Here is a 13,861-nt window from a genome sequence, read left to right as displayed (position 1 = left end):
TACATTCCTTATCTGTGTTTTTTATTAAGTCTACCATAAAAAAATAGGAACCAATTCTTAAATTGGTCCCTCGAAGTAATCTATATAGAGTGTTAAACTTCTAAGCCTTGTGGAAACAATGCATCCAGCGCTGGGCAAGGTTGCTTATCCAAAAACTGTGCCAATGGCGCTGGCATATTATTGTATAAATCTTTTAGTGAAGTTCCTTGATAAATGTTGCCGATAATCACCGGATGGCAAAGCTCTGAAATCAAAATGTCGCCATTTCCATGCAAATGAAGCTGCTTCTTCCCCTCTATACAGTGAGGAAAATACACACCCGGCTGCTCTTCGAACCCAAGGGCGTCCATAAAGCGGTCCATGCAGGTGAAATACAGAATCGTATCTTCTTTCTTCCGTGCGATCAGCTCACTCACTGCATTCTTTAATTGTTCCCGCGCAGCTATCGACTTCCACCCTGTATGATCCATGATAATACTGTTCTGAATTTCATGTGTGCGCACGCCCATTGCGTAGACATGATCGCTGATCTCCTTCATATTATCCTGGGTTTCACTGAACAGCAGCGTCTCCAGCACAGTATCTACACTTGTTGCGGCGAACAGGGTAATATTTTCTCTTATTTTCTCATAAATGCTTGGATGAATATTATAATATTTTGAGAAAGCTTCCGCAGTAGTAAAATTGAAGGAAATATGTATGGTCGTTAATCCTGCGGAAACCAATTGGCCAATTCGTTCAGCATTTAAAAGACTGCCGTTGGAATTCAGTTGTGTCTGAATCCCTCTGGATGCGCAGTAGGTTACAATCTCCACACAGTCATCGAACTTCAGCGTCACTTCTCCACCTGATAAACGTACTCTTTTAAGGCCTGGAAGTTCGTCCAGAATGCGGATGACCTCTTTGGCTTTGATGCTTTGTCCATCATTTCTATTATATGCACAGCAATAATCGCAGCGGAAATTACAGTTCGAAGTTACCCCTATTTCTAACCCTTCCAGCTCATAAGTAAGCGGTTTGTCGAGCTCTAATGCTTTATATCTCATACTCTAAAGTCCTCCTGAAAAATAATGAATTTAGTTCAAAAGTTCAACCTTAGAGATTATATAGGTTTATAGCTTAGGTTAATGTGAGTTTTATAACATTCGAGTGTACGGTTTGATTAACGAATACTGATCTGCCGCTGCTTATTTCCAGATTTCTATGATCTCACTTGATAAACGAGTCCATTGAACAACACTCAAATTTTCACCATAATCGTAGTCGGAAGCGCATGCGTAATCACTTTCAGATACGCGTAGTAACCTGTAACGGACTCCAGTGCACCTATTGACCGAAAAAACGCCCAATAAGTGCCTTTTGCAATGAATAGCGTCAGCGGAGTCCGAAATCATGTTTTGATAGCTGATAACATACAAATAACGTCATCCGAGTCCGGAAGCCTCGTGGAGTGATGGATAAACCGATACGCATTCAGGCATATATGTTACAGGTTATCTTCAAACTGGTGAAACCTATAAAACCTGGGGTTATGGGCTTTACTACCATTTCGTCCATCGAGAATGGAACTGTAATCGAGTAGTAGAGTTTGTTTTTAATGTCCACCGACACTTTTTATAGGGATATAAAGATCAACTTTTGCTTTACCTTCAGGGTCTGTATATGGATCATTCATACAAAATTCGAGCGCATACCGATCATCCGGTTCATAATCACTATTAGGTAGCCATTGACCGTACACACTTTGATAGGCAATAGCCAATTTGTCGATCGTATCATAAAACGGATATAAGGCATAAAGACCACCAGATAAAGTTTTGAACTCTACGCTCGAATCACCCTCTTTAACAAACTCTTCTGGAATGGTTATGCAGGCATCATATCTACAAGAGTATTCGTCAGTCACGCTGGGATCATCTAAAGAAATACCAATGAAGTATTCTGTTGACGGTAAATCATTTTTCTCAACCCACTTGCTGAGTGTTCCCCATGCCTTATACGTTTCAAGATAGCTGCCAACATGCCTTACGTATGCCACTTGATAACTTGGAAGTTCTTTTACCTCAATGTTCATTTCCCATACTCTCCTTAAAAAATTATTTATGTTGATACTCACATCATAATTTTTAGAAGGAGACAATTCTTCCTGATTATTGCTGGAAATTAACTGATAATTGCTATGTTCTTGCATTGACCTTCTCATCTCGCTTGGGGTTGCCTTAAACAGTTTCCTAAAGGATGAATTAAAACTTGAGATGGAACTAAAACCGCATAGAATTGAGATATCTAGCATGGTTTTATTGGTTGTTTCAAGATAGGTAACCGCGTGATATAGACGTCTTTCCGTCAGATAGGTCATTGGTGTTTTATTTGTAATTGCAGAAAAAACTCTAGAAAAATGATACTTAGAAAAATTAGAAACTTCAGCTAGCGTTTCTAGATTTATCTCTTGATCTAAGTTGTCCTCGATAAAATGAAGAACCGTCTGAATACGCACCCTGTAATCATTGTTCACTAGACCTACCTCAATCCCGTGATGATAAAATGATTTTTCCTTATTTATTTTCTTCGCCCTATATACAACAGATGAGAGGAAATCCCCAAAATGGATGGATCCTTTGCTGCGTTAATGAGAAATTCAAAGAGCTCCTCATGCTCACCCCGGTCTGTCCAGTATTGTTTCTGCTCATTTGTCAGTAATGCTCCGAGGCTAGAAGAACCAATTAAATCAATGGTTCGAAATCCATTCTCCTCCATGAAAGGTTTTATATCCTCAATATTGAAGTAATAAGCTCCCGTAAACCTACCTTCATCTTTATGATTAAAAATCCCGCTATCATAAAACTCTTGTATTGAATCCATGTTGTCATTAGGCTTCCAATGTTGTGGGAACTGTAAGGATGTAAGAGTCATTCTCATCCGACTTTGAAAGGCTACAAATACGATGCCATTCTTCTTTGTCACACGAAACAATTCCTTAACTGCTAAAATCCGATCCTCTTCTTCTTGCAAATGATATAAAGGGCCTAACATCAGAGAAGCATCAAAGCTTTCGTCAGATATTCCCTCTAAACTAGTTGCATTCAGCACATGAAAACCTTTAAATTGCTCAGTTAATCCTAATTCATTAACCTTCTGCTGAGCTATTTCAACTAACTTAGGGGTAAGATCCGATAACGTTACGTTATAGCCCAGCTTCGCCAGCTCCATGGCATACTTACCGGGCCCAGCACCATTATCCAGTATAGATTGTGCGGTAGTTAAATAATGTTTTATATAATGCAGATTAATGATGAACTCCAGCGGCTCCCTATCCAATCTTCCCCACTCATCAAATTGGGAGTAATAATCAATAATATTGCCCATTACCAAAACACCCACCTTCAATTGTATTTTTTCTGTAGAGAACAGAAAAAACCTATCGCCTCCAAAGAGGCGATAGGTTTAACCTTCGCGGTACCACTCTTTTTGATCGTTGCTTATTGCTTATAATAAACAACGAATCTTAGAACCCGATTACGGAGGGTTAGCCGTTAAGATCTACTGAGGTTCGATCTTACCGCTCATGGGTGAGTTGGGGAACCTACTCCGCTGTCTTGCACCAACCGGCAGCTCTCTGGGCAGTAGTTATTCCTTAATACTCCCAATCATTACGTTTATTCCGTATTGTATTTTGACCTAGTATATATTTAGAAATTATTCCCTGTCAATACAAATTCCACTTACAGCTCTACTGACTTCCCCATTTCGTTCCAGACAGGCTGTCCGATCAGACCTAAACGCCAGATCGCAATTCCTTTAAGGCCATAACGTTTAGCAAGTCCTACCTTCGAATTCACTGAAGATTCGTTTTCGCTATACACAGAGATCCCGAGGATCAGCTTATCCTTACTCACTTGCTGAAGCGCAAGCCGGATGCCTTCATCAACTAAACTCATCGGCTCTGGAACTTTTTTCTCTTGTAAATAATCGTACGCCATAATGACCAAATCATCTGCAAGTGTTCCTAAAGTTTTGTAATCATATCCTTTATAAGAACTATTTAATGGATGAAGAATAACGGTAAGTTTAAGTCCTGCTGCATGTGCTTTTTGTGATAGGTTTTTCACAAAAGCATTGTAATCTGCTTGCACCTTCGCCTTATCACCTGTTAGACCTAGGCCCTCCAGATCCAGGGTAATGCCTTGGAATCCTTTTTGCGTTGCAAGATCTACGATTCCAGTAATCGTCTGTTCTTGAAGCTGCTTATCTTCCAGGTTCTTAGTTAACTCTGATGCGGTATCTCCAGAGAAGACCATCAGATAAGGAGCTGTTCCACCTGCCGCTGCATTCGTGACAATCGATTCTGGTGTTACGTCACCAGCCGCCTGAGGCCATTTGAAATCAGTCCCCGTTGTGGTGAATTGCCCGCTTTTATCAATCCCACTCCAACCAAAGGCCACAGCATCAAAATTAGGAAGTAAGGAAATCTCACTATAAGAACTCAGAGCATAGAAACCAAGAGTGTACAGCTCAGTCTTCGGCGAAGTAATAGATACGGTCTTCGTAGATTGATTCCAAGCTACACCCGCACCAAACTGCTGGCCGAAGAAGCTAAGGGGAATCATCGTTGTATCCCGGATCGTCTGCGGAGCAACTCCTAACTTCACAACCGCGCCGTTAACACCTGCATTTTTGCTGCCAAGGGTCAGGGTTACCACTTTGGTCCCTGCAGTATCTGTTTTGGTAGCCGTAATTTTCTTCTGCGCCTGATTCCACTCGACATTAATTCCCAAAGCTTCAGATATAGCTCGGAATGGCACCATCGTTGTTCCGCTCATCACAACAGGTTCTACTGGAAAGGGTAGTGGATAACCATCCAGCACAATACTAACTCCACCAGCTGTGGCTGCCTGTGTGGTATTGTGGAATAAAGCCGTGGTGCCTCCTAGCGAAATAGCCAAACATAATACTAATTTACCGATTCGCTTGTTCATGAATGATAAGTCTCCCTCTTCTATGATATGAAGTCTAATCTTGTAAACTCTTATATGTCCTCTACCATTTTACCAAAGATTATCCAATTGTAAAATTAATAGATTGTCATCTATGAGCTTCGAAATTATTTTTCATATTAGAAGAGGTCGGCAAAATTACATAAACACGTTCAAAAAGGTTCCCACTGCTCGTTCAACATCTACATCCACTGCAACTTGTATGGGTTTACCTACTTTTGGCTGAGCCCGCAAGTCCGCTACGACCATTCCCGATGTAAACTCACCTTTGTGCTCCACACGAACATTCATCTCTTTGTAGGTTACTAGATCTGGTTGCAGCGCAACCATAAGTGCGAGTGGATCATGCAGCGGTGCGCTGTTGATCAAAAAGTTCGCTTCACGATAGAAATTAAAATAATGAGTAAGCGATTGTTCCATGAACGAAATGATCGCTTTATTTTCTTCACGTCCAAAACGGTTTAATAAATCGATATGCTCTTGGGTAATCCGCGTCTTAAGCGTAACGTCTAGACCCACCATCATAACAGGAAGCCCAGATGTAAATACATGATCAGCAGCTTCCGGATCCCCAGCAATATTCGCTTCCGCAACCGGTGTTCTATTGCCGGGATTGAAGATCGTACCGCCCATCACCACTACTTTTTTCAAAGTATTCTTAATACCAGGGTCCATATCAAGCGCCATAGAAAGGTTAGTTAGATGTGCCAGTGTGACTAATACAATCTCTCCGGGATTCTCATTAGCCATCCGAACAATAAACTCAGATGCAGTTTCGCTAATGGGACGCTGGCTGGATGGAGCAATTTCCACATTACCAATACCGTTCTCACCATGCACATGAGTGGCGTAGCCTGAGTGCTCACGAACAAGTGCCTTGGATGCTCCGATCGCTACAGGAATCTCATAACCAGGCTTAGCAAGCTCAATTAGCCGCAGTGAATTGTCCGCCGCCTTTTCGACATCAATATTCCCAAAAACGGTTGTAATTCCTTCTACAATTACGTTTGGAGCGCGTAAGGCATATAGAATCGCCAGTGCATCGTCAATACCTGTGTCTGCATCAATAATAATTCGTGTTTTACTCATTTATGTTCTCTCCCATTATGCTTTTTTCATAAAAGTTATCATATCACGGCCAACGAGGGTCGCTCAATTCTTATTCAATTCCTGTTCTTTAAAGGCTTCAATAAACCGCTCGGGATCACACTCTATCAAATAAGCATACACACCCTTACTCGTGTGCAGATAGAACATGCCGCCCATATCCCCCATTGAACGATAAGACATATCGAAAATATCTTTTAGCGGGAATTCCCGATGACGAGTTACAATTCTATCTTGATATAAATACATTAGCCGATTGGAAGCAACACTTCGTTGTTCTCCATCCCTAATTTCTCGTTGTATCTTATAATACGGAAGCTGGGCTACCCATTTCATTTGCAGTCCTCCTGCTTGTCGTAATGGACTCCATTTTATTATTCTTTTTACCCTATTGCAAAATAAAGAAGCTTAACGACCCCATTAGCGGAATCATCAAGCTTCAGTAAATCACCGTTTATTTCTTTGTATAAGCTGCGGCTGCCTTGCAAAAGCGTTCCAATGCCTCAACTAACGTAGATCTCGGACAAGCCAGATTGATCCGCAGATGGCCTTTGCCCTCTGTTCCAAAAACAGAACCTTCATTAAACGCAACTTTAGCCTCTTTGTGCATCAGCTGCTTCAGACCGTCTATTTCCAAGTTCAGTTCGCGGCAATCTACCCATAACAGGTAGGTTCCTTGCGGCTGCATCACATGAACCTGTGGTAAATGCTCCGACAAATAGCTAATAGTATAATCCACATTATCTGATACATATTGTAACAGCTCATCCAGCCATTCTTCTCCGTCGTTGTAAGCGGCTTGTACTGCTCCTTGCGCGAAGAAACTAGCCATATGTAAGCTCAAGGCTTTCATTTTTTGATCAAATTTACGTTTCAATTCCGGATTCGAGGACACGATAAAAGAGGATTGAAGCCCCGGAAGATTGAAGGTTTTGGTCGCGGCAAGTGTGGTTAACGTAATATTGGCAATTTCCTCAGACAAAGATGCAAAAGGAATATGCTCATACCCTGGAAGCGCCAAATCACAATGGATCTCATCAGAGATAACTTTCACTCCGTGGCGCAAGCACAGTTCACCGAGCTTCAACAGTTCTTCTCTTTCCCATACTCTACCGCCTGGATTATGCGGACTGCATAACAGCAGCAGCTTAGCTCCACCCAACATCAGCCCTTCCAACTGCTCATAATCCATCTCAAAGCGCCCATTACGGACGATAAGCGGATTCTTGGCAACCTTCCGGTCATTCATCTGGATGACATCATAGAAGGGATAATAAACTGGCGATTGTAAAATAACCTCGTCCCCAGGCTCAGTAAAAAGTTCAACAGAGAGGCTTAAGGAAGTTACAATTCCGGGAGAATCTGAAATCCACTCCGGTTTGATCTGCCAATCATGCCGTCTTTTAAACCATGACGTGATGGCTTCTTTATAAGTATCACTAGGTACACTGTAACCGTAAACTCCTTGTTCTGCGCGGCGCAGAATGGCTTCCTTCACTGCGGGAGGACTTTCAAAATCCATGTCTGCCACCCAAAGCGGCATAATATCCTTCTCACCAAACAACTTCTCGGATTGGTCCCATTTGTAAGAGCTAGTATTACGGCGGTCAATTACGCGATCGAAATCATACTTCAACTAAAGTCACCTCATCCTTATAAACTTATCTTTTATTGTATCATGAGGAAAGCGATATGGCATCTTAAGATAGAATCAAAAGAATTCACATAAATAGATGATTAATTTCAAGTCGTTAGACGATAGAAAAACAATAGAATGTTAATAGTAAATACTCTGAATAAAGAGGAGGACCTTCGTTCGTCCTCCTCTTTACAATAATCATAAGTAAAATCACCAATATTAAGGTGACCAACTTATCTATACGAAATACACCTTATTACGCTAATTGTGTAATAACGAGATGTGCTGAAACAGATCTTGTTCCTCCAGCGAGAGGAGTAATAGTAAGTGCAGTAGAGTTACCAGCAGGATTCCGAACGGTCAGGATGGTGTTAATAACCGTTGTTTGCACTATAGCCATTTCTACGATTTGTGATGTACCTGTTGCGCGTCCAACTACAGTATAGGCGAGATCCGCGCCATTAAGAGTCAAGATGAGTTGTCCTGCTTCGGTTACACTAACCTGAAACAACACCTGATAAGTCCCTATTGCTGCTAAATTAAAAGAACTAGGACCCGTTCGTGCAATTGTCGTCCCGCTGGTAGGTCCGTTTTGAGGAAAACTTACGTCTGTGCCCGGTGCTACAGTTGCTGCATTATCAGGAGGCATTAGGGCAAAAAAATCAGCAAAACCTAATACGCCTCCTGGTGCTCCGGTTGCCCCCGTTGCTCCTGCTGCTCCCGGTGCTCCGGTTGCTCCCGCAGCTCCTGCTGCCCCCGGTGCTCCAGCTGCTCCCGGCGCTCCGGTTGCTCCCGTTGCTCCTGCTGCCCCCGGTGCTCCAGCTGCTCCCGGCGCTCCGGTTGCTCCCGTTGCTCCTGCTGCTCCCGGCGCTCCGGTTGCTCCCGGTGCTCCTGCTGCTCCCGGTGCTCCGGCCGCTCCCGGTGCTCCGGTTGCTCCAGCTACTCCTGGTGCTCCTGGCGCTCCTGGTGCTCCTGTTGCTCCGGTTGCTCCCGGTGCTCCCGGTGCTCCCGGTGCTCCTACAAAACCTTGTGGTCCTATAGCTCCTGCAGGACCAGGTAAACCTTGCGATCCCTGAGGACCTACAACTCCTTGGGCACCCGGCACGCCTTGGGCACCCTGAGGACCAACGGGTCCCGCTACACCCTGTGGACCAATCGCTCCCGCTGGCCCTGGTTCACCTTGAGGTCCTTGGGGTCCTGGAGGTCCGCCGGCGGGTCCTGGAGGTCCTTCAGCTCCTTGGAGTCCTCGTGCTCCTTGAGCTCCGGGAACGCCTTGGGCCCCTTGTATTCCTTGGAGTCCTTGTGCTCCTTGCGGCCCTTGCGGTCCTGTAGCACCAACGACTGTCGGTGTAGTAACATTCACTTCTGGTGGAGGACAAGTGACTTTTACAATCTTCTTAATAACTTTTCGACGATGTTCTTTTCTTTTTCTTTTCGAAGCAAATACAGTGGCGACTTTTTTTTTATGACACTTTTTATCGTCTGGACAACTCAATACGTACACCTCCCTATAAAGATAGTTCAGTGTACGCATCTTATTAATTTTAGACATGGACCAATAACTAGTTTCTATTAGACAGGAACCTATTTCCTAAAAAAAGGGCTAATAAAATAGGAGGTGGCCCTTAAGTACATTAGAATGTCCACACCATTTTTATTCACTTTTCGTATTTTATTATTAGGACAACTGACACTTCCCTATTAGGCCCAAATCATAGATTTGGGTCTTTTTTTATGAGCTCATAAAAAAACAACCCCCAAACCACGGGAGCTGCTAATCCTCAACTATTATATTTTATCAACAGGCTTACGAATGGTGTTGCCTACCTTCGTGAGAATATCCGCCATTGATGCCGAGTCATTTACGTCATAATCATCAATGTTCAGACGAAGCACTGGGCAAGCTGTAAACTCATTGATCCATTTCGAATATCTGCCATGCATATGCTCCCAGTAGGACACGTCCGTTTGAATTTCCATTTCACGGCCGCGTTCATTAATTCGCGCTAAAATAGAAGGAAGACTGCCTTCAATATAAATCAGCACATCAGGGTGCGGGAAATAGGGTGTCATGACCATGGCTTCATACAAGCTTGTATAGGTTTCATAGTCTGTCTTGGACATCGTGCCTTGATCCGCATGCATTTTAGCAAAAATACCAGTGTCCTCATAAATCGAGCGATCTTGAACAAAACCACCGCCCATTTCGAACATTTTCTTCTGTTCTTTAAAACGTTCGGCTAGGAAATAAATCTGTAGATGAAAACTCCATCTCTCAAAATCATGATAGAACTTTTCAAGATAAGGATTATGATCAACTTGCTCCAGCGAGGTTTGAAAATCTAACCTTTTAGCCAAAGCACCTGTTAAAGTGGATTTCCCCACCCCCACGGTTCCTGCCACGGTAATTATGGCGTTAGCTGGGATGTTATATGGATTCATTTCATTAGCTCCTTTATGTGAGAGGCAATTTCGACGAAGTGTTCTGGGTTCTCCACGAAATCGACTGCATTTCCATCTATGGTAATAATAACGGTAGACGGCTCTTGAATCGCTAGAGAGCCCATCGCATCATCATAATCTTCTATCAATTGCTGCAAATACGCAGTATCCATATCCCCTTCAAAAGGGCGTCCGCGTTTGGCGATTCTTTTTAACAAGGTATCGAGATCTGCTTTTATATAGAGAATAATATTTGGCTTCGGCAGGTCATCCGTCAGCACATGATAGATTTGTCGATACTTTTCTCGTTTCGTTCCCTTCAGCGTTCGTTCCCCAAAGATAAGGTTCTTATAAATATGATAATCCGAGATCACCGGTTTACCTTTATCTATGTACTGAGTTACTGTATCTTCAAGCTGCTTGTACCGATTACAGAGAAAAAACATCTCCAGTTGAAAGCTCCAGTCATCCATGTTCTGATAAAATTTAGCCAGAAACGGATTCTCATCCACAATCTCCTTAATAATCGGTAAGTTTAATTCCTCTGCAAGCATCGAAGCTAATGTTGTTTTTCCAGCCCCGATCGGGCCTTCCACTGCAATAAACGGTGCATGTTCCATTGATGCTGACTTCCTCCTCAGATACGGACCCTTCAATAACTAATTTTAAAAAACAGACTAAATTATTGTATCACATGAGACCTTACTTGTGAGCGGCTAATTATGAAGAAACTTTTCCAGTAATACAAGTGTCCAACTGTAAGATAAACGCATATATAAGAGAGTTATTCCTCTGAAAAATCGGTTCGATATCTATCTTCTCCCCACGAGGATGAATCGGACCGAGGAGACTCTATTTCCGAAAAATTGGCTGTTTCAGCATACAATCGGACTCAGTTGCAGCTATTCTACCAAATGCGCCCTAATAATAGTCACTATCCGACCAATAAGAGCTATACAGTCCATAACCTTAGCTAAATGAGCTAATAAACACCAATAGTTGCCATACGGTCCTTTAGCATCACTCCTCTTTTCCTAGATGTCATCGCGCATTCAAAGGACTGGAACCATAGCAAAAAAGGTGTCCCTGAAGGGACACCTTTTTAGATCATTCTATTAAGATAAACGTCCGCTGAAATCTTCGAAAGCGAACTGTTTAATTACTTTAATTCCCTCTTCGTCATTGTAGCTGACGATAGCTGGCAGATTCACGCCGTTAAACATATGGTTCTTCACCATAGAATAATGCGCCATATCTAGAAATACGAGTCTATCGCCGTATTTCAAAGGCTCCTTGAAGGAATAATCTCCAATTACATCTCCGGCTAGGCAAGTCATTCCACCTAATCTGTACGTATAAGGATATTCCCCAGGTTGTCCAGCATCGATAATGTTCGGACGGTATGGCATAGCCAGTACATCTGGCATGTGGCATTCAGCCGAAGTATCGAGAATCGCAATGTCCATTCCGTTATGCATAACATCGAGAACGGTAGCTACCAAATATCCAGTATTAAGCGCAACCGCCTCACCTGGCTCCAGATAGATTTCCACACCGTAAGTCTCTTTCATATGCAGAATGCAGCGGACAAGGGTCTCCAGATCATAATCGGGACGTGTAATATGATGACCGCCACCAAAATTAAGCCATTTCATCCCTTTGAGATAAGGTCCGAACTTCTCTTCGACTACCTTGAGCGTACGCTCCAGTGTGTCTGAATTTTGTTCGCACATGGTATGGAAATGTAATCCATCAATTCCCTCAAGCTCTTCAGGTCTAAAGTTAGGGAGAGTTACTCCCATTCTGGAATAATTGTAGCATGGATCATACAGCGGAACTTCGATCTCGGAATACTCCGGATTCACCCGAATGCCGCAGCTGATGTGCTTCGGTGCATTTTTCACACGATCCTTGAATCGATTCCACTGGTCAAAAGAATTGAACACAATGTGATCGGAGTATTCAAGAAGCTCATCGAATTCACTTTCCACATAAGCTGGTGCGTAGACATGAACCTCTTTGCCCATTTTTTCATAGCCAAGTCTGGCTTCGAATAAGGAGCTGGAAGTTACGCCATGCAAGTACTTGCCAACTAGCGGATACAAGGAGTGCATTGAGAAGCCTTTTTGCGCGAGCAAAATCTTAGCTCCTGTACGTTCTTGTACAGAATTCATAATCTCAAGATTGCGGGTAAGCAATCTTTCATCTACAAGGTAACATGGTGACGGGACAACGCTGATATCAATATCCATCAATCGCGCCTTAGTCTAGCAGCGTTGGCGAGAAATCTTCTTGCCAAGGCAGACCATGTTTATTCAAAGCTTCCATGAATGGATCTGGATCGAACTCTTCTACGTTGTACACGCCTGGTTTCTTCCAGATTCCTTTTATAATTAACATTGCTCCGATCATTGCAGGAACGCCTGTAGTATAGGAAATGGCTTGGGAGCCAACCTCTGCATAACATTCTTCATGATCGCAAACGTTGTATACATAATAAGTTTTTGGCTTACCGTCTTTAGTACCTTGGATGATACATCCAATGTTAGTTTTACCTTTTGTTCTTGGTCCCAGGGAAGCCGGGTCAGGCAGCATTGCCTTCAAGAATTGCAAAGGAACGATCTCTTTGCCTTCGTACATGATAGGCTCGATAGAAGTCATACCCACATTCTCAAGCACTTTCAAGTGAGTCAGGTAGTTCTGCGAGAAAGTCATCCAGAAACGGATCTTCTTCACGCCCTTGATGTTAACAGCCAAGGATTCCAACTCTTCATGGTACAAAAGATAAATATCTTTAGGTCCGATTTCCGGAAGATCGTAAACTTTCTTCTCAGAAAGTGGTGCGGTTTCAATCCACTCGCCATTCTCGAAATAACGGCCATTAGCTGTAATTTCACGAATATTGATTTCAGGATTAAAGTTTGTAGCGAATGGATATCCATGATCGCCAGCGTTGGCGTCTACAATATCAATGGTATGGATCTCGTCAAAATAGTGTTTTTGCGCGTAAGCCGTGAACACGCCAGTTACACCTGGGTCAAATCCACTGCCGAGCAAAGCGGTAAGGCCAGCTTTCTCAAATCTTTCTTTGTAAGCCCACTGCCAGGAATATTCGAATTTCGCTGTATCTTGTGGTTCATAATTGGCAGTATCCACATAGTGCACTCCTGTTGCCAGGCACGCATCCATGATCGTCAGGTCCTGATATGGGAGAGCGACATTAATAACGACATCCGGCTCAAAGCTCTTGATCAGTTCAATGACTTCGTCCGTGTTATCTGCATCGAGCTGAGCAGTAGAAATCTTCGTGCGGCCTCCGGCTAATTTATCTTTCAGAGCGTCACATTTCGCGACAGTTCTGCTGGCAATGCAGATCTCTTCAAATACATCCGGGTTCTGGCAGCATTTATGAACAACAACACTTGCTACGCCGCCAGCGCCAATAATTAACGCTTTTCCCAAAATAAAAACCTCCTAAAATTCCATTTGCAAAATCAACAAGGCTGATTATACATAATATTTTTGAATAAATCAATAAAAACCGACAAAAAATGATGTGTTTTGTGTAAAATCTCTAAGAAATCTTGTTAATACTCTTAAATGCTCATATTTCCTCGATTATCCACGTGTATAGATCAGGTGTTTTGCTGGAACAGAGTGGATTTTCAGAAACTAGAGC

At 42.9% G+C, this 13,861-nt stretch carries 12 protein-coding genes and 1 other annotated feature; all 12 genes read right to left on the bottom strand.

Annotation, left to right across the window (positions count from 1 at the left end):
• Positions 1-92: 92 nt before the first annotated feature.
• The 12 genes from MKZ16_RS11040 to MKZ16_RS10985 all read right to left on the bottom strand — a co-directional run bounded on the left by MKZ16_RS11040 (position 93) and on the right by MKZ16_RS10985 (position 13,644).
• Entirely contained in the window at positions 93-1,046 is a 954-nt protein-coding gene (locus tag MKZ16_RS11040; protein WP_036679337.1) for a radical SAM protein, read from the bottom strand.
• Positions 1,047-1,594: 548 nt separating this feature from the next.
• Positions 1,595-2,515 (bottom strand): AraC family transcriptional regulator, encoded by a 921-nt coding sequence (locus tag MKZ16_RS11035; RefSeq protein WP_076107482.1) that lies wholly within the window; start codon positions 2,513-2,515, stop codon positions 1,595-1,597.
• 44 nt (positions 2,516-2,559) lie between these two features.
• A complete protein-coding gene (locus tag MKZ16_RS11030; RefSeq protein ID WP_076098475.1) occupies positions 2,560-3,366 on the bottom strand; it encodes a class I SAM-dependent methyltransferase in 807 nt (268 codons plus the stop codon).
• A 62-nt stretch (positions 3,367-3,428) separates the two neighbouring features.
• Positions 3,429-3,660 (bottom strand) — a binding site (T-box leader).
• A gap of 62 nt (positions 3,661-3,722) precedes the next feature.
• Entirely contained in the window at positions 3,723-4,976 is a 1,254-nt protein-coding gene (locus MKZ16_RS11025; RefSeq protein WP_036679335.1) for a stalk domain-containing protein, read from the bottom strand.
• A 156-nt stretch (positions 4,977-5,132) separates the two neighbouring features.
• Positions 5,133-6,083, bottom strand: coding sequence for a nucleoside hydrolase (locus MKZ16_RS11020; RefSeq protein WP_076107484.1), 951 nt, complete (start codon positions 6,081-6,083; stop codon positions 5,133-5,135).
• Between the two features lie 63 nt (positions 6,084-6,146).
• Entirely contained in the window at positions 6,147-6,437 is a 291-nt protein-coding gene (locus MKZ16_RS11015; protein ID WP_036679330.1) for a hypothetical protein, read from the bottom strand.
• A gap of 118 nt (positions 6,438-6,555) precedes the next feature.
• Entirely contained in the window at positions 6,556-7,737 is a 1,182-nt protein-coding gene (locus MKZ16_RS11010; protein ID WP_076107486.1) for a MalY/PatB family protein, read from the bottom strand.
• A gap of 259 nt (positions 7,738-7,996) precedes the next feature.
• Positions 7,997-9,244 (bottom strand): collagen-like protein, encoded by a 1,248-nt coding sequence (locus MKZ16_RS11005; RefSeq protein ID WP_339815933.1) that lies wholly within the window; start codon positions 9,242-9,244, stop codon positions 7,997-7,999.
• A 284-nt stretch (positions 9,245-9,528) separates the two neighbouring features.
• A complete protein-coding gene (locus MKZ16_RS11000; RefSeq protein ID WP_036679320.1) occupies positions 9,529-10,182 on the bottom strand; it encodes a deoxynucleoside kinase in 654 nt (217 codons plus the stop codon).
• Positions 10,179-10,802, bottom strand: a complete 624-nt coding sequence (locus MKZ16_RS10995) for a deoxynucleoside kinase (RefSeq protein WP_036679318.1) — start codon at positions 10,800-10,802, stop codon at positions 10,179-10,181. Before MKZ16_RS10995 ends, MKZ16_RS11000 begins: the two co-directional genes overlap by 4 nt.
• A 495-nt stretch (positions 10,803-11,297) precedes the next feature.
• Positions 11,298-12,434, bottom strand: a complete 1,137-nt coding sequence (gene nspC, locus MKZ16_RS10990; RefSeq protein WP_036679316.1) for a carboxynorspermidine decarboxylase — start codon at positions 12,432-12,434, stop codon at positions 11,298-11,300.
• A gap of 10 nt (positions 12,435-12,444) precedes the next feature.
• A complete protein-coding gene (locus tag MKZ16_RS10985; RefSeq protein ID WP_036679313.1) occupies positions 12,445-13,644 on the bottom strand; it encodes a saccharopine dehydrogenase family protein in 1,200 nt (399 codons plus the stop codon).
• Between the last annotated feature and the right edge of the window lie 217 nt (positions 13,645-13,861).

Source organism: Paenibacillus sp. FSL R5-0928 (assembly GCF_037970385.1).
Lineage (GTDB): Bacteria > Bacillota > Bacilli > Paenibacillales > Paenibacillaceae > Paenibacillus_AQ > Paenibacillus_AQ odorifer.
The sequence above is the reverse complement of the archived record's forward strand: the minus strand, read 5'-3'. Positions and strand labels throughout refer to the sequence as shown.

Coding starts and splice junctions, on each gene's coding strand:
- MKZ16_RS10995 (WP_036679318.1), bottom strand. CDS start 10,802: ATGGAACATGCACCGTTTATTGCAGTGGAAGGCCCGATCGGGGCTGGA.
- MKZ16_RS11000 (WP_036679320.1), bottom strand. CDS start 10,182: ATGAATCCATATAACATCCCAGCTAACGCCATAATTACCGTGGCAGGA.
- nspC (WP_036679316.1), bottom strand. CDS start 12,434: ATGGATATTGATATCAGCGTTGTCCCGTCACCATGTTACCTTGTAGAT.
- MKZ16_RS11030 (WP_076098475.1), bottom strand. CDS start 3,366: ATGGGCAATATTATTGATTATTACTCCCAATTTGATGAGTGGGGAAGA.
- MKZ16_RS11025 (WP_036679335.1), bottom strand. CDS start 4,976: ATGAACAAGCGAATCGGTAAATTAGTATTATGTTTGGCTATTTCGCTA.
- MKZ16_RS11040 (WP_036679337.1), bottom strand. CDS start 1,046: ATGAGATATAAAGCATTAGAGCTCGACAAACCGCTTACTTATGAGCTG.
- MKZ16_RS11015 (WP_036679330.1), bottom strand. CDS start 6,437: ATGAAATGGGTAGCCCAGCTTCCGTATTATAAGATACAACGAGAAATT.
- MKZ16_RS11020 (WP_076107484.1), bottom strand. CDS start 6,083: ATGAGTAAAACACGAATTATTATTGATGCAGACACAGGTATTGACGAT.